Here is a 20,701-nt window from a genome sequence, read left to right as displayed (position 1 = left end):
AGAAGCGGCGCCTGAACCTAACCAAGGCGCCGCTTCCTTTTTCTAAGCACCTGTTTTTTCACTTCTTGATTTTTCTGTTTTGGGGCTGTTTTTCAGAAATCAGCCCCAAAACAGAACGTATGCCTTATCTTTTCCCCTCAATTTTACGTTCAGCCCTTAGAATGAAACCTCAGGAGCACGCCGGCAAGTTTTCAATTGAGATCAGGGTCACCCCGCAAGACATTGATGCGTTGGGTCATGTGAACAACGTGGTGTATCTGAGGTGGGTGCAGGAGGTGTCAGCGGCGCACTGGGCGCAGGTGGCACCGCCCAGAGTGCAGGAAAAATTCCTGTGGGTGGTGCTTCGGCACGAAATTGATTTTCACAAACCTGCTTTCCTGCAAGACACCGTGACGGGTTATACCTGGGTAGGGGAACACCAGGGGGCAAAATTTGAGCGGTTTGTGAGCCTGTACAGAACAGCCACCGGTGAACTGCTGGCCGCCGCAAAGACCGTCTGGTGTCTGTTAGACGCCCAGACCCTACGCCCCAGAAGAATTGAGCAGGAGCTTCTCCGTCTGCTGTAGTAGCCTCCATTTTTTCATGCCGCCTAGGTGCCCATTTCATTGGAACGAGAAGAATGCCTCCTTTCCTGAATTATTTTCAGGGGAGTTTTTCTGTTTTGGAGCTGTTTTGGCCAAAACAGCCCCAAAACAGAAAAAGTAGCCCAACCTGCTGCTGCTAATTCACCTGGAGCGCACCGGCTACTTTGTTGTATTTGTTCCGGTATTCAAGCGGTGACAAACCCGTGATTTTCTTAAACGTGGCCCTGAATGCTTTTGGATCTGAATACCCAACGGTAAACATCACCTCGTTCACATTGTCCTGGGAGGATTCAAAGCGCATCTTGGCCGCCTCCATCTTCACCCGCTGTATGTACTCCAGCACGGTATTGCAGGTGGCTTTCTTGAACCGGCGTTCCAGGTTTCTTCGGCCTAGATAGAAATTACTGGCCAGGTCGTCTACGGAGATTTTTTCCTGGTAATTGGCTTCAATGAACTCCTGGGCCTGTTTGATGAGGTCGTCTTCATGGTCTTTCTGCCCCTGGAAAATCACGAACGGGCTCTGGCTGCGCCGGTCAATGTCAATCTGGAACGCCTTAGACATGACCACGGCAATCTCGCGCCCCGCAAATTTCTCAAGGAGGTAGAGCACCAGGTTGAGGTAGGAGAACGCGCCGCCGCTGGAGTAGATGCGGTGCTCGTCGGTGATGATGCTGTCTTCCACCAGTTCCACCTCTGGGAACATCTTCCTGAAGGCATTGGCGGCCATCCAGTGGGTGGCGCACTTGCGGCCGTTGACCAATCCGGTAGAGGCCAGCAGGAAAGCGCCCACGCAGAGACTCGCCACTTCGGCCCCGGCCTGGTACTGCTGCACAATCCAGGGCATGAATTCGGCATTGGCTTGTACGGCCTTGGCCAAATCACCGTCCAGCGCCGGAATCAACACCAAATCAATGTGGGGAACGTCATGAATGGTGGCATCTGTATAGACAGTGTAAATGCCGCCGGCCGCCTTCACTTCCCTGGTAAGCCCCACCAGCTGAATCTTGAAAAGCGCCGGTTTGCCCATGCCTAAGAGCAGTTTATTGGCCTCTGTCAGCACCTGCCGGGGGCCTTCCACGCTACCTAGAATGGCACCTTGGGGCACAAGAAGGGTGATGTGCTTCATCTCTAAAATATTTTTGGTTACTTAAGGCATTCTTTTCCTTCTGCCCTATCTATCACTCTCATTCTTAAGCATTATACCGGCGGCCGGTGTAGTTGCTTTGGTTTTCAAGGTACATAATTTTCTTGCTTCCTGATTCTATAACCTGGTCAATTTTGTGGCTTTCCTTTCAGTTTCAGGCGTTCTGGGGAAAATGTCGGAATCACCCCGTTTAATGCCGTATTCCCCCCCGTTCCATCCTTTTAAAGAAGTCTATGTTTGCAAGGTCAATATGAAGGAAAGAACTATGACTCCATACGCCCTGGTAGCCTATACAGAACCCCGCGTTAAGCGCCACTCTGCCCAGCACTTGGCGGTCATCAAAACGCAGGTGGCCCTACCGCAGATTCACCGGCACCTGCCTCCGCTTTTGCCAGAAGTTCAGGCGTGGCTGGCCGCATGCCAGGTAGCCGCGGCGCAGCAGGAGCTGGCTGCCTTTATCAAAGGAAATGTCTTCGCTATTGAAACGCACCCCACCGGCCCCGCCAACAAGCCAAACCCGGAATAAATGGCAAACCAAAATTATGCTCATGGTGGAGCCTGCTACTACCCTTGTCACTACTTAAACCAATCATCTCTCTTTTTATCCATGAAAACCTTGAAAAAAATCTTACTCGGCGTAGCCGCTTTTGTAGTGCTGCCTCTGGTAGTGGCGCTGTTCGTGCAAAACGACTTTAAAGTGGAACGGCAGATTGTCATCAACAAGCCCCAGCCAGAGGTGTTTGCCTACCTCAAGCACCTCAAAAACCAGGAAAACTTTAGCAAATGGGTCATGGCTGACCCGAACATGAAAAAAGCATTCAGGGGCACCGACGGCACCGTGGGGTTTGTGTACGCCTGGAACGGCAATGACCAAGCCGGTGAAGGCGAGCAGGAAATCAAGCACCTGGACGGACAGAACATTGACATTGAAGTCAGGTTTAAACGCCCCATGGAAAGCATGGCACAAGCCCCATTCCACACCCAAGCCCTCTCTGACAACCAGACCAAAGTCACGTGGGGCATGCAAGGTTCTTCGCCTTACCCATTCAACCTCATGAATTTATTTACAGACAAAATGCTGGGCGGTGACTTAGAAGCCAGTTTGACCAACCTGAAAGGAATTTTAGAAAAAGAAACCATTTCCAAAAAATAACCTAACGCTATGCTCACCATTCATCCTTACGTCAATTTCCCGGGCAACACCGAAGAAGCCTTCCGGTTCTACCAATCTGTCTTCGGCGGCAATTTCAAAGCGCTCATAAGGTTCAAAGACACGCCAGAGGCGGAAAGAATGTCACCCGAAGACCAGGAGAAAATCATGCACATCAGCCTTCCCATTGGCGATTCTATGCTGTTGATGGGCACAGATGCGCTGGAATCTATGGGTCACACGCTCACCATGGGCAACAACTTCTTTCTCACCATTACCCCAACTTCCAGACATGAGGCAGATGAGGTATTTGCCAAACTGTCAGCGGGCGGAAAGGCGTCTCTGCCCATGCATGAAAGTTCGTGGAACTCCTACTTTGGTATGTTCACAGACAAGTTCGGGCTGCAATGGATGATTGACCTGGATTTAAGCCAGCAATAGCACCGCATGTAAGGAATGCCCTTCGCTTATTCACCTGAAAAAGAATCTTCCCATCACCTAATCTGAAATCGCCATGGCAGCAAATGAAATCTTACAAGAACCTGCGTTAGACACGCTCCACCTGCATCGTATTTTCAACGCGCCCCGGGAACTGGTTTGGCAAGCCTGGACCACTCCCGCTTTGCTCATGCGTTGGCACGGTCCCAAAGACTTTACGGCTCCGGTTTGCCATGTAGACCTGCGGAAGGGCGGTATAACGCACCTCTGCATGCGTTCGCCCGAGGGGCAGGATTTCTGGAGCAAGGGCACGTACCGTGAGATAGATGCCCCGCACCGGATGGTGGTGACCGATTCCTTTTCAGATGAGCAAGGGAACATTATCTCGGCCGCCAACTTGGGCATGGGCCATGATTGGCCGCTGGAACTGCTGGTGACGCTCACGTTTGAGGAAAAAGACGGCAAAACCCATTTCCACCTGCAACATGAAGGGCTGCCCACCGGTGAAATGCTGGATTTGTGCCGCGCCGGCTGGATTGAGTCGTTAGACAAGCTGGAGAACCTGTTGCAGCAACTTCAATAAAAAGCGGGAAGAATTTAGAGTTTTCAGTTTACCCTTAGCAACAGCGTCCGCCTGGGTCTTACGGTAGATTAGTTTCCTGTTTTGGGGCTGTTTTCAGAAAAACAGCCCCAAAACAGGGGCACAAGCTGGCCCTTGCGCCCTCTAACCTCTCCGCCTCTAGAACACAGCATGTATCACTTTAAAAAATTAGAAAATGGCAAAGCAAATTTTTGTAAACCTTCCGGTGAAAGACCTGAACCGTTCTGTTGAGTTTTTCACCCAACTGGGTTTCACCTTCAACCCGGAGTTCACCAATGAAGACGCCACCTGCATGATTGTGGGCGAGAATATTTTTGTCATGCTGCTGGTAGAAAAGTTCTTCCAGGGCTTCACCAAGAAACCCATTGCCGATGCCTCCAAAACCACCGAGGTGCTGGTTTGCCTTTCGGCGGAAAGCCGGGAAGAAATAGATTCTTTGGTGGAAAAGGCCGTGGCCGCCGGTGGGGCCGCGCCCAATGACAAGCAAGACCACGGCTTTATGTACGGCTGGGGCTTTGAAGATTTAGACGGCCACCTCTGGGAATTCAGTTACATAGAGGCCATGCCCGAAACCCAAGCTGCCGCTGCCCAACCGGAAACTATGGCGTAAAAAATTTCCTGTTTTGGGGCTGTTTTTCTAAAAAGAGCCCCAAAACAGGAAATCCTTCACAATTCACTATCAAAATTTCATCTCTTCTAACAAATGAAAAAGACTAAAATTCTCTACTGGGTTTTCACCGGAATCATGGCGCTCATGCTGGGCTTCGGGTCGGTGTTCAACGTCATGTCCTCACCCGAATCGGTTGAGCTTTTCAACAGGCTAGGTTACCCGTTGTACCTGTTGCCGTTCCTGGGGGTGGCGAAGTTGTTGGGGATTTTCGCCATTCTGGTGCCTGGTTTTAACCGGGTGAAAGAGTGGGCGTATGCCGGCCTCATCTTTGATTTGGTGGGCGCCATGTATTCGCTAATGTCTATTGGCGAACCAATTTATGTGTATTTGCCGCTGTTGCTGCCCATTCTGCTGGTGGCGCTTTCTTATTACTTCCACCACAAGCTACTGAAAGGGGCGGCGGACCATGTTCCAGAAAAAACGCCAGACCTTTCTCTAGCCGTTTCCTAAGCGTTTCATTTTATTTATCAGGCGAAGTCATGCCCCCCGTTGAAGTATTTAAAACCAATGTGGCAAGAGTTTCCCAAGCCCATGCGCTGGCGCAACTACTCACGCAACAGCTGCCAGGCTGTAAGATTAGCTTTGACCTTGACGACTGTGACCGGATTCTGAGAGTGGAAGGCAACGGCTGTCCGCCTGAGCTGGTCATTGAACTGGTGCAGGAAAATGGCTTTTTTTGCCAGGTGCTGGAAGAATAGAGTTGGTTCTGCTTTCGGGCTGTTTTTCAGAAAACAGCCCGAAAGCAGAACCCGCGGGTACAAGCTTTAGCTTGTACCATGCCTTGGTCAGTCGCTATCTATTACTTTAGAAAAAGGACACTAATTTAAGGAATTATAGTATGTAACTAGTTTGGCTAAGTCTTCATCCTCTTTAAAGCTCAAATTATTATTTTCAGCGAATTTGGCTATTTCAGTGGATTTATCTTTTAAAACTGCTAGTATTTCTTTTTTATCTTTCCTTATTTTAACAAACCCAGTTGGTGTTGTCATATAGTACCTCATTGTAGGTTTGATCTGTTTAGTAGCAATAGTGGCCCCTGGGGCTCTTTCCTCCACTATAGTCTTGGTTGTACGCTTGAGCAGCTGTACTTTCCCCTCAGCAAGAACTTCATAAAAAGAATTTCCATTTGCACCGTCAACACTTGCAAACCCATTCCTAAACTTCTTCTCAGTGTACGCTGCCCCACTTCCATTAGCCACCTGCAGAATAAACTCGTGCACCGGGTGCATGAATGTCTGCATTCTATTTTTGTCTATACTGAAAATTAGCTCATCTTTCTGTTGGTCATATAAAAGATTTAATCCCTGATAAGTTGTTCCGTCTTTCAATGTAACCGTTCCATTTGTCCAATCATTGTATAAATAGGGGGATCCTGTAGCGCCAGAATACATCTTTCCAACAACACCTAAACCAACCGGGTCAGGAGTAATTGTGACGCCTTGTGCAAAAAGATCCAATTGTATAGACACTATTGCTACTACTAAAACAACTAATCTTTTACCTAGCTTTCTCATCTAAATTTGCTTTATCTTATTGTATTATTTTAAACTCCCTAAATATAAAAAAAGGCCTGCACTTTAACATGAATAAATATCCATCTTCAAAAAGATTTAAAAAAATCACACAGCACTAGACAATTAACAAAGCAATTATTATTCAAGTCCTTACAAACTCACCCATTACACCCTGAAAGTAGTTCGCCTTTAGTAGCCGGAATTTAGCGTGGCTCTCTCCCGTCAATAAAAACTCTCAGTATTTAATTAACGTGTAGCTAGAAATTGTCAGTACCTTCAGCAACCGCCATTACCACTCGGGTGAGTACAGCGCCAAACAGGCTATTTGTGATTTACGCAAAAATCGTTCCTACTATTCCCTGATACACGTTGATGAAGTATTACAAAAATAAAAAAAGCATTTTAAGTTGTTTCTTACCCCGCTACTAACTGCAGCTCCGCCGGCAGCTCCACCACCGGCACGCCATCTTTCTCCAGTTGGGTCACCAAATTGGTCAGGTCAGACAAGTGCTCCAGCACGAAGTACCTTTCGGCCACTTCCTTTTCTTTGTGAGGCATGGCTAACATTTCTGCCAAATCCAATGGTTGCCAGCTGTTCTCTTTGCGCATGGCCGCCTCGCCCTCCGGGGCGTTGGAAAGCAAAGCCGCCCCGAAAAGCATCACTTTCCCTTCCTCATTTCTAAGCAAGCCGTTGCTTAACACATGCTGCGCCAACCGCCACAACAGCTCAATGCCCTCCGGCGATTTCTGTTCTTTAGACAAAACGCCCAACCGCTGCATGAAACCCGCTACTTCTGGCTGCAGCAACCACGGCAACTGGCAGAACACGTGGGTAAACATGTCTTGCCCGCCCTGCAGACGCATATCAGCGTCTGGGTGCAAGCGCAGTGTGGTCAGCGCCGGGAATTTGCACTTCGCCCAGCGGGCGAGGAGTTGCCGCGGGGTCATGGGTTCCTCAACGGCCACTACCTCCCAGCCAATCTGCCGCTTGAGCAGAAAGTTCAGCTCCTGGAAATCAGGAATCATATACGCCTTCAGTTCCAGCGCCTTCACGCCTTCCCAGAAGGGTGCCGCGACCTGATTAGCCAACGTCTCCACACGCTTGGTGTACAAGATGTTCCAAATCTGCTGTTCTTGAATGGTGTACTGATGATACTGTTGCTGGTACATAACGGTTAAAATGAAAAAGGCCTGATTCCGAAGCGGAACCAGGCCTTTTATGGTGATTGATGTTCTTAGTTTTTATCCATCAAAAATTCACCCATATTGTCCCGGCTCCGAAGGCGCATGTGCGCTTCGCAGAATTGACAATAATCATATATAGGGCAAAGTTTTGCATAACTGGGACTAATATAAGAGTCCTGTTTTATATTTCCAAATTTTTAAACGCTTTTTTCAGTTTTTTTCTAGAAAGGATGCAACCATAGTTCTATACAGATGCTCTTACCTTTAAAGGCATCATCATTCCTATAGAAAAAGCGTTTAGCATTTTATTACAGTTTGTGGCGCAAACATCTGTTTGTTCCTTCAGGAGAAGTAAGTCTCTGTTTCCGGGCTGTTTTTTGGAAAGTAGCCCCGAAACGGAAACACCGGCAATCGTGTTTGCCATGCCAGGGTCAGCCAAGATTTATCACGATAGTAAAAGGAAAAAACTTAAAACAGCTTCAGTAAACTCTCCAACATCTACTAACTCTATTATGAAAAGACTTATTTCTCTACTGCTGGTTTTCATTGTTTTCGCGCAGACAGGCTGTGATAAAACAGACGATGAACCTACTTCCCCTTTTCAAAGAAAGACTACCTCTATCAAGGCCACAGATGTTGTTGGCGAGTGGAAGTATGTGAAGAGGGTTTGGCTATCACAAATAGCTGGTAAACCCGAACCCTATGTTACTCCCGCCGAATTCGAAGAGGTTATTACCTTTTATACAGATAACACCTATACCAGGTCAACATCTGGCACAGTTACTACCGGAACCTATAGAGTACATGAATTGACAGCCCCAGAATGGGTAGTCATTTTAGAAAACAACCAAACCTCCAGAAGCACTTCTCTGTCTACAGGAGACAGCAATTTCTTAATTGAAGACCACACCCCCTCTGACGGCCCCATGTACTACTTCCAGAAGGTGACCAGTAGCACTGGAACCACCCCCAGGTAATAGACCAACTGAATGCACTTTTGTTCCGGAATGCCTGTTTCCGGGCTGTTTTTCACAAAACAGCCCGGAAACAGATGTTCTGCAAGGAGTTTTTGGGTTCTATACCAATTCCTTCCTCAGTTCAAACGTCTTGCGCATCTTCTGAATCATACGGGCAGACTCCGCAAAACTTAAGGTTTGGGCCCCGTCAGAGGCGGCTTCCTCTGGTTTCTCGTGGGTTTCATAAATAATGCCATCGGCACCGGCCATGATGGCGGCCAAAGCCATGGGCTCCACATAGTCCCTGATGCCGATGCCGTGCGAAGGGTCAACAATTACCGGCAGGTGCGTCTTCTCTTTCAAGATTGGAATGGCGTTCAGGTCTAAGGTATTTCGGCTGGCGGTTTCATAGGTCCTGATACCGCGCTCGCAGAGCATGAGCTTCTCGTTTCCGCCGGAGAAAATGTATTCAGCCGAATACAGCAGTTCATCAATGGTGCCGGAGATGCCGCGTTTTAACAACACGGGCTTGTCTACTTTGCCCAACTCGTCCAGCAGGTTGAAGTTCTGGGTGTTGCGGGCGCCTACCTGAAAGACGTCGGTGTACGGCTCCATAGGGACGATCTGAGACACCTGCATGACCTCAGTCACAATCTTAATGCCGTTGGCGCGGCAAAGCTGGTAGAACATTTTCAGACCTTCCAAACCCAACCCTCTGAACGAATACGGCGAACTGCGGGGCTTGAACACGCCGCCGCGCATGAACCGAACACCCTGGCTTACCAGATGGGCAATGGTTTTCTCAATTTGTTCCTCGTTCTCAATGGAGCAAGGCCCGGCCATGAGGGTCAGCTCCCCTTCCTTCACCTGCAGCCCATCCCCGAAGTCAATGACCGTGGGATTCACTTTCCATTTGCGTGACACCAGTTTGTAGTCATCAGAGACCATGTGAATGTCCTTGATACCGGGTAAATGCCCGATGGTGCGCACGTCAAATTCGGCTTTGCCGGTACCTACCAGATAATGACCTGCCTGGGTGATGACCTCAGTAGTTTTGTACTTGAGTTCTTTGGCTTTGTCCTGAATGGCAGTCTTCTGGTCAGGACATATATTAGCTTGTAGCTGGATCAGCATGTTTTTAAATTTGAAAGTTCACTTCTCTTTTGTCATCCTGAAAGGATCTTGTGAGCGAACGGTAGTAGCGGTTAATAAATGCCGTTCTAGCTCGCCCACAAGATCTTTCCAAGATGACAAAGTGAGGGGTGTATACTCTTGAAAATAAGAGCTTGTATTTCGAATTATGTCGTCGTTTATGCTTGTACGGTTGGCTCTGATTTAATAGACTTCAAGAAGCCCCGCACATTCTCCCGCACCTCCGCCGGATTTTGCAACGCTTTGATAAAAGCGCTGCCAATAATGGCGCCATGAGCTGTTTGGCAGGCCAGCTCAAAGGAGTTCTTATCTGAAATCCCGAAGCCAATCAGCAGCGGGTTCTTCAAACCCAAATTCCGCACGCGGGAGAAATAGGCCTGCTGAGCGTCATTGGTCTGCACCTGGCTGCCAGTGGTGCTGGCGCTGGATACCATGTAGATAAAGGAGTTGGTCAGGTTGTCAATTTGCCGGATTCTTGTATCTGAAGTTTGCGGCGTAATCAGGAAGATAAGGCTGAGGCCATGCTTCTCCAGAATGGGTTTGTACTCTTCCTCGTACTCGGCAAACGGAAGGTCTGGCAGAATAAGACCATCTACCCCTACCCTGGCAGCATCTTCGCAGAAGCGTTCAAAGCCGTACTGCATCACCGGGTTCAGGTACCCCATTAAAATGATGGGCAGCGTCACTTTCTCCCGCACGCCTTCCAATTGCTTTAACAGCACTTTCAGGGACATGCCGTTGTCCAGCGCGACCATGTTGCTGGCTTGTATGGTAGGTCCGTCGGCCAAGGGGTCAGAGAAAGGCATGCCAATCTCCACCAAATCAGCGCCGGAGGCTTCCAGTTCCTCCAGAATGGTCACGGTGTCTTCCAGTTTAGGGTAACCGGCGGTGAAATACACGTTGAGCAGGTTGCCGGTCTTCTCCCGGAAAAGTTGAGTGAGTCTATTGTTGGGCATCTTGTTGTTCAAAGTAGGTGAGAATGGTGTTCAGGTCTTTGTCGCCGCGGCCGGAAAGGTTCAGTACCACCACATCTTCTGGTCCGGCATTGATTTCTTTCAGAGCCGCCAGTGCGTGTGACGATTCAATGGCCGGGATAATGCCTTCCAGACGGCTCAATTCGCGCAGCGCTTCCATGGCATCAGCGTCTGTGATGGCAATGAATTGGGCTCTGCCCGATTGGGCCAATTGCGCGTGTAACGGCCCTACACCTGGGTAATCTAGCCCCGCCGAAATGGAATATGGTTCAGTTATCTGTCCGTCTTCGGTTTGCATGAGTAGAGTTTTGCTGCCGTGAATGATGCCGGTTTTCCCCAGCACCGAAGTAGCCGCCGAATGACCGGAATCTACGCCCAAACCAGCCGCTTCTACCGCTACCAGCTTCACGCTTTCCTCGTCCAGGAAATGGTAAAAAGCACCAGCCGCGTTGCTGCCGCCGCCTACGCACGCCACCACGTAATCTGGTAATTCCCTTCCCTCCTTCTCAATCAGTTGGTTCCTGATTTCCTCAGAAATTATGGCCTGAAAACGCGCCACCATGTCTGGATACGGGTGCGGCCCCACCACTGAACCAATAATATAATGCGTATCAACCGGGTTGTTAATCCAATCTCTTATGGCTTCATTGGTGGCGTCTTTCAACGTCTGGCTCCCCGAAGTCACCGGCACCACCGTGGCGCCCAGCAGTTTCATTTTCTCCACGTTGGGTTTCTGGCGTTCGGTGTCAATCTTGCCCATGTAGACAATGCACTCCAGACCAGCCAAGGCGCAAACGGTGGCGGTGGCCACGCCGTGCTGACCGGCTCCGGTTTCAGCGATGATGCGTTTTTTTCCCAGCCGCTTCGCCATGAGAATCTGCCCCACGGTGTTGTTAATTTTATGGGCACCGGTATGGTTCAGGTCTTCGCGCTTGAGGTAGATTTTGGTGTTGTACCTTTCAGAAAGACGCTTGGCGTGGTACAGCGGCGTGGGCCTGCCCACATAATCACGCAACAACAAATGCAGTTCTTCCTGAAACTCGGGCTCCTCTATAATTTGCAGGTATTTCTCGCGCAGCTCCTCCACGTTGGGGTACAGCATCTCCGGGATAAACGCCCCGCCAAACTGTCCGTAATAGCCCCGCTCGCTTACTCCGTAATGTTTACTCATATTCTTATGTCTTTTAAGACGTTAAATCTTAGTGATTGCCAAGCTATTCTAAAACAGCTGGCTACTTATACAGTTTATCAATTTCACTTCACCTACCCATTTTCAATTAGCCCGCAGCTCTTCATTCTGCCTCCCACTTTGTCCTTCTACCTTCTTTTCTATCCCCATTATGTCATTCTCGAAGAATCTCGGTTGCGAACGGTAGTAACACTTACTTTTCTAGTTTGCCACCAATTTTCTTTCAGATTGACAAAGAGAGACAGAAAGACAAAAGAGAGAATTCATTAATTGAATTGGTTAGATAACCTCTCAACAGGTGTAACCTACTTCCTGTTTTTGACCTGTTTTGGCTAAAACAGGCCGAAAACGCACTTCCTTCTTTCGGCTGCGCCGATATTAGTCCCTTAGCTGGGTAAAGAACTCTTTCAGGCGCGTCACATCTTTCAACCCCGGCGAAACTTCAAACTTGCTGTTCAGGTCAATGCCGTAGAGCTGCGGGTGCCGGAGGGCTTTGATTTCATCTATATGCTCCAGGTCAATGCCGCCGCTCAAGAAGAAAGGAACGTCTAGGTTGTAGTTCTGCAGCAAGTTCCAACTGAACCGCGTGCCGTTGCCGCCGGGCGAAGGCCCGCTGGCGTCAAACAGGAAATAATCACAGCAGCCGGCGTATTCCTGCAACTGAGTGAAATCAAAGTCGTCACCCACCCGGAAGGCTTTCATAACGGTGAGCCCGGCGTCTTTGAGTTCGGCGCAGAACTGCGGCGGTTCATGGCCGTGCAGCTGCACCAGGTCCAGCCCCAAATCGGTGACCTTCTGCAGAATGTTGACCACCAGCTCATCTACAAAAACCCCCACCTTCTCTACCCCGCTCCCCGCCGACGACGAGAAAACGGCCCATTGGGTGGTGATGAAGCGCGGCGATTTTTCATAAAAGATAAACCCTATGTAATCTGGCTGAAGCTGAAGCAGTTCTTCAATATTTTCTGAATACTTCATGCCGCAGACTTTAATCTTCAGGTCGCGAGGGGCCATGGTTGCGTTTCTAAGCTGTTTTTCTGAAATGAGGCCAAAACTAGATGGTAAACGCGGGCGAAGCCGTCCGCAGTTTTTTCAGCTCGCCTATGAAGGCCGCGCAGGCTTTCTCCGGACGGCTGTTCTTCATGAACGTCTCCCCTATCAAAAAACCTTCAAAGCCGTATTGCCGAAGCTCCATGATGGTTTCGGCGGAGCTGATGCCGCTTTCAGACACTTTCACAAAGTCATCAGGAATCAAGTCCGCCAGTTCTTTAGACGTCTCCACGCTCAAGGTAAAATCATGTAGGTTGCGGTTGTTCACGCCAATCAGGTCTACATGCGGCGTCACTGTTCTTTCCAGCTCGGCGCGGTCATGCACTTCCAGCAGCACCTCCAGCCCTAGTGAGTGCGCAAACTGCCCCAATTGGGCCACTTCCTCCTTCGTCAAAATGGCGGCAATCAACAAGATGGCATCTGCGCCGATGGATTTGGCCTCCAGAATCTGGTATTCGTCTATGACGAAATCTTTGCGCAGAATGGGGCAGAAATTGAATTTGCGGGCGGTGGTCAGGTCTTCGCTCTTGCCCCCAAAAAAAGCCGAATCTGTGAGCACCGACAATGCCGAAGCCCCTGCCTGCATGTAGCCAATGGTGGTTCTTTCCACCGGCGCGTACGCATTCAGCATACCTTTGGAGGGCGAGCGGCGCTTGAATTCGGCAATAATGCCGTTGAGGTCATCGCGCTGCACGTACTTGCGTAGAGACACCGGCTGCGACGGGAAATACAAGCTGCGCTCCAGCAGTTTTACCGGTACAATGGTTTTGCGGTCGGCAACTTCCTGGCGTTTGTGCGCCACTATTTGGTCAAGAATGGTAGGCATAGGGTTGGGTCACTAAAAGCTGTTGAAAAGTGTGCAGGGCTTTGCCGGTTTCCAGCGTGTGCCGGGCTTTCTGCAGGGCCTGCGCCACGGTGAGGGTTTCGTCTGAACAGTAAATACCCAGTCCGGCGTTGGCCACCACAGCATCTTGCTGGGCCTGGGTGCCGCGGCCTTCCAGCACGTCCATGAAAATGCGGGCCGCGTCTTCCACCGTCTCACCCCCAAATAAATCAGAGGCCTGGTACGTAGGAAACCCGAGGTCAGACGGCTGCAACATCTGTTCGCCCTGCGGCGTCACCATTTTGAAGGCGCCAGTCAAAGAAACTTCGTCATACCCATCTAGCGAATGCAGCAGCACAAAGCGTTTGCCGGTTTTCTGGTACAGGTACGTGTACAAACGCATAAGCTCCAGGCTGAACACGCCCACCAGTTGGAAGTGCGGCTTCGCCGGATTAATCATAGGCCCCAACATGTTGAAGAAGGTTTTCACGCCCAGTTCTTTCCTGATGGGCGCCACTTCTTTCATGGCCGGGTGGAACAGCGGTGCGTGCATGAAACAGAGGTTAGTTTTCTCCAGTTGTTCGCGCAGCACTTCGCTGTCATTGGTAAAATTGTAGCCCAGATGCCCCATCACGTTAGAAGAACCGCAGATTGACGAAACGCCCGTGTTGCCGTGCTTGGCCACTTTATAGCCCGCGCCTGCCACTACAAAAGAAGACAGCGTAGAGATATTGAACGTGTCTTTACCGTCGCCACCGGTGCCGCAGAGGTCAATCACTTGGTCGGTGCCCAACTCCGGCAGAATGCAAAGTTCCAGCATGGCCTCTCTAAAGCCCTCCAGCTCCTCCACGGTGATATTGCGCATGAGGTACACGGTCATGAAAGCCGCCATCTGGCTGGCGTTGGCCTGGCCGCGCGTAATATTGATGAGCACTTCCTTGGCAGTTTGTTTGCTCAGGGTTTTGTGCTCAATCAGTTGTTGCAGAATTTGTTTCATAGGGTTAAGGAAGCGGCAAACGTGGTCCATTTAGTGATGCGGGTCTGGGGTTTCTCCAGCCAGTTGCGCATCATGTCTTTGCCGTAATCGGTGAGAATGGATTCTGGGTGGAACTGCACGCCGCACACGTCATATTCGCGGTGACGCAGCGCCAGCACCTCGCCGTTCTCGTCAACGGCGGTCACTCTCAATTCTGAAGGCATGGAATCTGGCACCACCGTCCAGGAATGGTAACGGGCCACTTGAAACGTTTGGGGCAACGACTGGAACATGGGCTCATGGTTGTTCACCACTCTTATAGTAGCCGACACGCCGTGGAAGACCTCTTTCATGTTCTCCAACTCGCCCCCGAAGGCTTCGGCAATGGCCTGGTGGCCCAGGCATACGCCCATGATGCGTTTGGTGGGCGCGTATTTCTTGATTAAAGCCGGCATGATGCCCGCGTCTTCGGGCACGCCCGGCCCCGGCGACAGCACAATAGCATCATATTTTTCCACGTCTTCCAGGCTGATTTGGTCATTTCTGAAAACGTCCAGTTTATCGGCGTAGCCTAGCTCCCGGAGCAACTGCACCAGGTTGTAGGTGAAGGAATCGTAATTGTCCAGAACTAAAATTTTCATGGTACTCTTGGGTTTAGTCGGGTTTGTCTGTATCGGTTTCGGTTTTCCGTTTTTGGCCTGTTTTTCAGAAAACAGCCCGAAAACAGAAATCATCCATTCATAAGTTACTAAATAGTAGCGGCTTTTTCAAGCGCCTTCCGCAGGGCGGCCAGTTTGTGGTGCACCTCGTTCAGCTCGCTGTGAATGTCTGACTTGGCCACCACGCCCGCCCCGGCCTGGTAAAACAACTGGTTCTGCACGCTCAAAAACGACCGAATCATGATGGCATGGTTAAAGTCGCCGTTAAAGCCCAGGTAGCCAATGCAGCCGCCGTAGTAGCCGCGCCCGGTAGGTTCCAGCTCGTCAATGAGCGTGAGCGCCCGGTGCTTGGGCGCCCCAGACAAAGTACCCGCCGGAAACGTGTCGGCTACCATCTGCACCGAGCCGTGCTGATTGGGCAGCTGCGCCGTCACTTTTGAGACCAGGTGAATCACGTGGGAGTAATACTGCACCTCCTTGAACACCTCCACCTTCACTTTATCGCCGTGCCGACTTAAATCATTGCGGGCCAGGTCTACCAGCATCACATGCTCTGCGTTCTCTTTGGGGTCATCATACAACTTCTGGGCCAACTCGGCGTCTGCCTGGTCATTGCCGGTGCGTTTGAACGTGCCCGCAATGGGGTAAATGGTGGCTTTCTCGTTTTTGATGGTGAGCTGCGCCTCCGGCGATGACCCAAAGATTTTGAAAGTGCCGTAGTCAAAGTAAAACAGGTACGGCGACGGATTGATGGAGCGCAACGCACGGTACACGTTGAACTCATCGCCCTGAAACTCCTGCGAGAACCTTCTGGAGAGCACAATCTGGAACACGTTGCCCAGGTGGCAATGCTTCACGCCCTGCTCAATCACCTTCAGGAATTCCTCATCGGTCTGGTTGGTGACTTCCTCGCCCACCGTAGAGAAATGGAACTGCGGGAAGTTCTTGTTCTGGATTTGGTTTTCCAGCTCGTCCAACCCATCGTTTTGTGGCTGATTTCCCAAAAAGTGCTCAAAAATGAACAGCTCGTTCTTGAAGTGGTTGATGGCAATCACGTACCTAAACGCCTGGTACAGAATCTCGGGCATATCAGAGTGCGCCGTGGGTTTCTCCTGCAGATTGAGCTGCTCATAATACTGTACCGCCTCAAACGACATGTACCCGAACAACCCGTTCTGGATAAACCCGAACTGGTCATTGCCTGCCTCAAACTGCTCAGCGTATTGCTGGAGCAATTTCACCGCCTCGCGCTTGTCCGTCAGTTCTTGCTCTTCTACCGTTCCGTCTGGAAACGTGAGGCGCAGCTGGCTGTCTTTTAACCGGAACTCGGCGATGGGTTCGCAACAGATGTAACTGAAGCTGTTTTCCTGGCCGTGGTAGTCAGAGCTTTCCAGCAAGAGGCAGTTGCGGTATTTGTCGCGCAGCTGCAGGTAAATGCCCACCGGGGTCACGGTGTCGGCGAGGAGGTGGCGGTATTGCGTTTGTAGGTTGAAGGTCTTCATGTGGTTCAAATAAAAAAGGCTTGCCGTTTGGGTAGAACAGCAAGCCTTTTGGGTATGGGCACGTTTTCTCTAGGCAACAGCCTGCTGTTCACGAATCTTGCGATTGGTGCCACCAACAGAACTGGTTGAAGATTTGTACCTGTACCATGTTTTTTTTGTCTTGATGAAACGGTTAAAAACGCCAAAGGCCCGGGGTGAATCCGAGCCTTTGGTTCTAGCAAATTACTGCATAGCAAGCGGGTCACCCATCAGATTTGAGGAGTGTGCCACCAAGCGTTATGTGTAAATTGTGCTGTGTTCATGTTGCAAATGTAACGGTCGTTTTAGAATGTGCAAGCGAATGGCAGAAAAAAATATCAAAAATTTAACTAAAGGCAATTTCTTATCAATTCTGTACATTTATGACGTGGTTCAACGGCTCTCTTTAGCATTTGCAAAGTCAAAATTATATGGCGCAAGCGTCCGCTTGTGCCTACTAACAAGGAGAAATTTGCGTTTACAGCCTCTTTTTCGCGAAACTGCCCCAAACTGCGGCACAAGCGGACGCTTGCGCCATGATAAGCGAGCAACCATTTTTTTACCATTGCACAAAACTCTTTCCTCCAGCTTCTTTATCTGGTGCTGCCTGTACGGGTGGTTGTGGCTAACTCCTGCCCTGCCTGTTTTTGCTCAGTCTACTTACACTTTTGAGCCGCAAGCAGAAGTTGATTCTGCTAAAACCGTCTCCAGGAAACTCCTGCCCTACGCCCTCGGCACCGCCGCCGCCTATACCGGCGGCCTGCTTTGGCTCAATGAAACGTGGTACAAAAATGAACCCCGCACCTCGTTCCATTGGTTCAATGATGCCCGCGAGTGGAAACAGATGGACAAGCTTGGCCATTTCTGGGGCGCCTTCCACGAAAGTAAACTGGGTGTTGACGTGCTGCGAAGCCTGGGCGTTTCTGAGAAAAAAGCCATTTGGTGGGGCGGCTCGCTCGGTTTCCTGCTCCAGACGCCCATTGAGTATTTTGACGGTCGCTCGCCTGCCTACGGTGCCTCAGCGTCTGACATCGTCGCCAACGCTGCCGGTTCTTTGGCTGTCATTAGCCAACAACTGGCCTGGGGAGAGCTTCGGCTCACGCCGAAATTTTCCTTCCACCGTTCCCGCTACGCGGAATTACGCCCTAACGTCTTGGGCAACGGCCTGGCCGAGGAACTGCTCAAAGACTACAATGGGCAAACCTACTGGCTCAGCGTAGACGTGGCCAAGTTCCTGCCTGCTTCCAGCCAATACCCGAAGTGGCTGAACTTAGCGCTGGGTTATGGGGCCGAGGAAATGGTGTATCATGATACAGATGCCAATCAAGCCTTAGGATTACAGGCGTACCGGCAGTATTACCTGAGTCTTGATTTGAACTGGCAAGCTATTCCTACCCGGAGCAAGTTTTTACGCGGCGCGTTTTATGTGCTGAATGCGGTGAAGTTACCCGCCCCGGCGGTGGAATGGAATGGCAGACGTGGGTGGCGCCTGCATGGGTTGTATTTTTAACTACGGCTAATGCTTGGGGGCCTGCTTTTGCAATGCGTAGTCTGCTGTTCCCCTGGCGGTGGCGCTTGATGCTGTATTTGGTGACTGCCAATTGCTGCTGCTGAAATGCTTAATTCGCTGTTCCCCTGGCTTTGGTGTTTGACGCGGTGGTTTAGTAGCTGTGTTGTTTCATCTTTACCGGTATGCGCTCACGGCCGCGGGGCCCCGTCTTGCCAGTTCGCACTGCTGTTAAAACTACGCCTTTGGCGTTGCCTGCGGCAGCGTATTAACAGAGGCGCTCACCGCCAGGACTGGTTTGGGTTCCTTCCCTGATCAGCTTCTCTGGTTGTAGTTGGTTTGCAGGTAATTATTGTAGTTCCGCTAGCCTGAGACGAGCCCGTGCTGCGCACATTCATGGATTTACTGATTGTCAAATTGCTGATTGCCTTTGGTTTGGTTCAGGCGTTTCGGAGAATGGTAGAGACCAGGCACCGCCTTGTACCCCACGCATTCCAGAAAACTCCTCTGAGGGGCAGGGGTAGGTTTAATCCATTTGCCGCTGCAATTGCGCCTGCTCCAAAGACCTCGTAGCGTCCGGAGGACCTGCGAGCGTCTGCGCCAATGTTTCACCGCAGCACCTCCGCCACCGGAAACACCATCTTAAAATCTTGCACCGCCAGCACAGCCAACGGCTTTAAATGCTGTACAGGCGGGAAATAGGCCGCGTCTGCCTCTAAATACGGCACGTTGGCCAGGTGGGCATGGCCGAAGGCCTGCGGCTGGGTGAGGAGCAGTCGCCCCCGCCGTTCCTGCACCACCCGGAACAGGGGAAGCAGTTTGGTGGTAACCGGAAAGGAAAAGCCTTTGGGGTGAACCTCAGCAGAGAAGAAAGTACGGCCCTCCCGGCTCACTTCAAACAGCTGCGTCCCGTCACCCTGCTTCTGGAAGTGGAAGTCGGCCACCTCTTTGGGTATGCCCCAGTTCTCACTTCCGCTGGCGGCGCTGGCGTGGGTGGAGACGTAAATTTTGGAGATGGCAAAGGTGAGTTTTCCGCCCCGGCGGAAAATACCCGGGATAAAGAGCAGCTCCTGGTACGGCCCCACCCCCGAGGTGTCATACTTCACCGCCATCACCGCCCCCAGCCCCAGCTTGTGCTGCCTGCACAAGTCTGGGTCCAGAAATCCGAATTGCCGGAGAAAGGCCTTCGGGAAAGCGTACAGGAAAACCGCGCCGTGGCCCGTGAGAAACCAGGGGGCGGGAACGATACCAGCAGGTGCCATAGGCCAGAATATGTTGGTGTTTTTCCTCAGAACGGAATCCTCTACCGGCAGTTGCCCTAAAAGCAGCGGGGCGTTTTGGGGCTATTTTCCGGAAAACAGCCCCAAAACAGAAAATGAAACGGCTTTACCTTATCTGTAGCACCTGCCTTGCCACCTGATGGTTTACCTGTTGATCATATGCCCAAACGCCAGAACAGCCGGCAAAGACCAATTAATTAACTTCCCCGCGCCAGCCGCATTTCCCGTATCTTTGCCTAACGGCCGAAGCTGTTTCTGGCCTTTTTTTCCCAAAACTGAACCAAACTGGATATGAACATAGGAGACCGCGTTCGCCTTATGCACGGCAAAGAACAAGGCGTGATTACCCGCTTTCTGGATAACAACCTGGTAGAAGTGGCCATTGACAATGATTTCACCATACCGGTGATGCGCCGCGAGGTGGTGGTCATTGCGCAGGAAGAAGACCAACATTTCAGGAACGCCCCGGCTCCGGCCCCGGTGAAAAAAGAAGCCGCGCCGGTGGTGCCGTCTACTGCCGTGGCGGGCATCTACGTGGCCCTGGTGCATACTACGCCTGATCTGCTGGCGGTGCACCTGGTCAACAACTCTGAGTTTGACCTGCTGTTCACCTACGGCGAAGAAACCGCCAAAGGCTACCGCGCCCAGCACAATGACAAGCTTCCGCCCAAAAAAACCAAGCCGGTGGCGCACCTGCACCTAAACGACTTTGACAAATGGCCCGACCTGGTGGTGCAATACCTACAGCACAAGACCGGTGCCAACACCCTGCTGGAGCCTGTGACCCGCAAGCTGAAGTTCAAGGCCTCCTCGTTTTACAAGAGCAAGAAAACCGCGCCGGTGCTGCAGAAGGAAGGTTACGTTTTCCAACTGGACTCCAAGCCTTCATTGGTGAACCCCGGGCAAATACAGGAGCAGTTGATTGAATCTTCGGCCGCGGCCGATAACATCAAAGTCACCGTGCCCAATCATGAGGTGGACCTGCATATTGAGAAACTGCTGCCCAATGAGGACCCCAAGCAGCTAAGTAATTCGGAGCTGCTGCGCACGCAGTTGGCCGCTTTTCAGGACAATTTAGACCGCGCCGTGGCCGCCAACATGCACGAGATTATCTTTATTCACGGCACCGGCAACGGCGTACTCAAAAAGGAAATCCAGAAGCTGCTGAGCCGCAACCCGCACATCAAGTTCTATGAAGACGCCCGCAAAGAGAAGTTCGGGTACGGGGCAACCCGGGTGGTCCTGAAGTAGCCGTTTCCGTTTTGGGGCTGTTTTCATGAAAACAGCCCCAAAACGGAAATAGGAACAGATTGCCCCATTTATAATGTT

The 20,701-nt window shown here is 51.0% G+C and carries 23 protein-coding genes; 11 read left to right on the top strand and 12 right to left on the bottom strand.

From position 1 onward, the window contains the following. Positions 1–161 precede the first annotated feature (161 nt). Complete coding sequence (locus FHS90_RS19915; RefSeq protein WP_182514331.1) at positions 162–566, top strand: acyl-CoA thioesterase; 405 nt, start codon at positions 162–164, stop codon at positions 564–566. 154 nt (positions 567–720) lie between these two features. Here FHS90_RS19915 and FHS90_RS19910 read toward each other — a convergent pair whose 3' ends face one another. Next, on the bottom strand, positions 721–1,710 hold the full coding sequence (locus FHS90_RS19910) for a GlxA family transcriptional regulator (RefSeq protein ID WP_182514330.1): 990 nt from the start codon (positions 1,708–1,710) through the stop codon (positions 721–723). A 283-nt stretch (positions 1,711–1,993) separates the two neighbouring features. Between FHS90_RS19910 and FHS90_RS19905 the strand changes: the two genes are divergently transcribed. The 7 genes from FHS90_RS19905 to FHS90_RS19875 all read left to right on the top strand — a co-directional run bounded on the left by FHS90_RS19905 (position 1,994) and on the right by FHS90_RS19875 (position 5,285). After that, on the top strand, positions 1,994–2,254 hold the full coding sequence (locus tag FHS90_RS19905) for a hypothetical protein (RefSeq protein WP_182514329.1): 261 nt from the start codon (positions 1,994–1,996) through the stop codon (positions 2,252–2,254). A gap of 90 nt (positions 2,255–2,344) precedes the next feature. Further along, the gene (locus FHS90_RS19900) at positions 2,345–2,881 is read left to right on the top strand and encodes an SRPBCC family protein (protein WP_206598668.1); all 537 of its coding nucleotides are present in this window, start codon (positions 2,345–2,347) and stop codon (positions 2,879–2,881) included. A gap of 9 nt (positions 2,882–2,890) precedes the next feature. After that, the gene (locus FHS90_RS19895; protein WP_182514328.1) at positions 2,891–3,319 is read left to right on the top strand and encodes a VOC family protein; all 429 of its coding nucleotides are present in this window, start codon (positions 2,891–2,893) and stop codon (positions 3,317–3,319) included. A 73-nt stretch (positions 3,320–3,392) separates the two neighbouring features. After that, entirely contained in the window at positions 3,393–3,899 is a 507-nt protein-coding gene (locus FHS90_RS19890; RefSeq protein WP_182514327.1) for an SRPBCC family protein, read from the top strand. 193 nt (positions 3,900–4,092) lie between these two features. Continuing rightward, positions 4,093–4,527, top strand: a complete 435-nt coding sequence (locus FHS90_RS19885) for a VOC family protein (RefSeq protein WP_182514326.1) — start codon at positions 4,093–4,095, stop codon at positions 4,525–4,527. 93 nt (positions 4,528–4,620) lie between these two features. Then, positions 4,621–5,037, top strand: coding sequence for a DoxX family protein (locus FHS90_RS19880; protein WP_182514325.1), 417 nt, complete (start codon positions 4,621–4,623; stop codon positions 5,035–5,037). A 59-nt stretch (positions 5,038–5,096) separates the two neighbouring features. Continuing rightward, positions 5,097–5,285: a hypothetical protein gene (locus FHS90_RS19875; protein WP_241498964.1), complete on the top strand. Its 189-nt coding sequence runs from the start codon at positions 5,097–5,099 to the stop codon at positions 5,283–5,285. A 120-nt stretch (positions 5,286–5,405) separates the two neighbouring features. On the opposite strand, the gene FHS90_RS19870 is transcribed toward FHS90_RS19875, so the two are convergent. Beyond that, a complete protein-coding gene (locus tag FHS90_RS19870; RefSeq protein WP_182514323.1) occupies positions 5,406–6,101 on the bottom strand; it encodes a hypothetical protein in 696 nt (231 codons plus the stop codon). Between the two features lie 414 nt (positions 6,102–6,515). Further along, the gene (locus tag FHS90_RS19865) at positions 6,516–7,271 is read right to left on the bottom strand and encodes a hypothetical protein (RefSeq protein WP_182514322.1); all 756 of its coding nucleotides are present in this window, start codon (positions 7,269–7,271) and stop codon (positions 6,516–6,518) included. A gap of 527 nt (positions 7,272–7,798) precedes the next feature. Here FHS90_RS19865 and FHS90_RS19860 point away from each other — a divergent pair. After that, positions 7,799–8,263, top strand: coding sequence for a hypothetical protein (locus FHS90_RS19860; protein ID WP_182514321.1), 465 nt, complete (start codon positions 7,799–7,801; stop codon positions 8,261–8,263). A 99-nt stretch (positions 8,264–8,362) separates the two neighbouring features. On the opposite strand, the gene aroF is transcribed toward FHS90_RS19860, so the two are convergent. The 8 genes from aroF to FHS90_RS19820 all read right to left on the bottom strand — a co-directional run bounded on the left by aroF (position 8,363) and on the right by FHS90_RS19820 (position 16,567). After that, on the bottom strand, positions 8,363–9,376 hold the full coding sequence (gene aroF / locus FHS90_RS19855; RefSeq protein WP_182514320.1) for a 3-deoxy-7-phosphoheptulonate synthase: 1,014 nt from the start codon (positions 9,374–9,376) through the stop codon (positions 8,363–8,365). Between the two features lie 176 nt (positions 9,377–9,552). After that, positions 9,553–10,350 (bottom strand): tryptophan synthase subunit alpha, encoded by a 798-nt coding sequence (gene trpA / locus FHS90_RS19850; RefSeq protein WP_182514319.1) that lies wholly within the window; start codon positions 10,348–10,350, stop codon positions 9,553–9,555. Continuing rightward, positions 10,337–11,539, bottom strand: coding sequence for a tryptophan synthase subunit beta (gene trpB / locus FHS90_RS19845; RefSeq protein ID WP_182514318.1), 1,203 nt, complete (start codon positions 11,537–11,539; stop codon positions 10,337–10,339). Before trpB ends, trpA begins: the two co-directional genes overlap by 14 nt. Before the next feature lie 396 nt (positions 11,540–11,935). Beyond that, a complete protein-coding gene (locus tag FHS90_RS19840; RefSeq protein WP_220483111.1) occupies positions 11,936–12,571 on the bottom strand; it encodes a phosphoribosylanthranilate isomerase in 636 nt (211 codons plus the stop codon). Positions 12,572–12,611: 40 nt separating this feature from the next. Further along, complete coding sequence (gene trpC, locus FHS90_RS19835; protein WP_182514317.1) at positions 12,612–13,433, bottom strand: indole-3-glycerol phosphate synthase TrpC; 822 nt, start codon at positions 13,431–13,433, stop codon at positions 12,612–12,614. Further along, positions 13,417–14,427, bottom strand: a complete 1,011-nt coding sequence (trpD, locus tag FHS90_RS19830; protein ID WP_182514316.1) for an anthranilate phosphoribosyltransferase — start codon at positions 14,425–14,427, stop codon at positions 13,417–13,419. Before trpD ends, trpC begins: the two co-directional genes overlap by 17 nt. After that, complete coding sequence (locus FHS90_RS19825) at positions 14,424–15,047, bottom strand: anthranilate synthase component II (protein ID WP_182514315.1); 624 nt, start codon at positions 15,045–15,047, stop codon at positions 14,424–14,426. The genes trpD and FHS90_RS19825 overlap by 4 nt, the downstream gene beginning before the upstream one ends. A gap of 107 nt (positions 15,048–15,154) precedes the next feature. Further along, positions 15,155–16,567: an anthranilate synthase component I family protein gene (locus tag FHS90_RS19820; protein ID WP_182514314.1), complete on the bottom strand. Its 1,413-nt coding sequence runs from the start codon at positions 16,565–16,567 to the stop codon at positions 15,155–15,157. 583 nt (positions 16,568–17,150) lie between these two features. Here FHS90_RS19820 and FHS90_RS19815 point away from each other — a divergent pair. Continuing rightward, complete coding sequence (locus tag FHS90_RS19815) at positions 17,151–18,095, top strand: DUF2279 domain-containing protein (RefSeq protein ID WP_182514313.1); 945 nt, start codon at positions 17,151–17,153, stop codon at positions 18,093–18,095. Positions 18,096–18,700: 605 nt separating this feature from the next. Here the strand turns inward: FHS90_RS19815 and FHS90_RS19810 are convergent. Further along, positions 18,701–19,354, bottom strand: coding sequence for an acetoacetate decarboxylase family protein (locus tag FHS90_RS19810; RefSeq protein ID WP_182514312.1), 654 nt, complete (start codon positions 19,352–19,354; stop codon positions 18,701–18,703). A 309-nt stretch (positions 19,355–19,663) separates the two neighbouring features. Here FHS90_RS19810 and FHS90_RS19805 point away from each other — a divergent pair, with 309 nt between their 5' ends. Beyond that, on the top strand, positions 19,664–20,623 hold the full coding sequence (locus FHS90_RS19805) for a Smr/MutS family protein (protein WP_182514311.1): 960 nt from the start codon (positions 19,664–19,666) through the stop codon (positions 20,621–20,623). The last annotated feature ends 78 nt before the right edge of the window (positions 20,624–20,701 follow it).

The sequence above is a fragment of the Rufibacter ruber genome, from assembly GCF_014138425.1.
GTDB classification, from domain to species: Bacteria; Bacteroidota; Bacteroidia; order Cytophagales; family Hymenobacteraceae; genus Nibribacter; species Nibribacter ruber_C.
The sequence above is the reverse complement of the archived record's forward strand: the minus strand, read 5'-3'. Positions and strand labels throughout refer to the sequence as shown.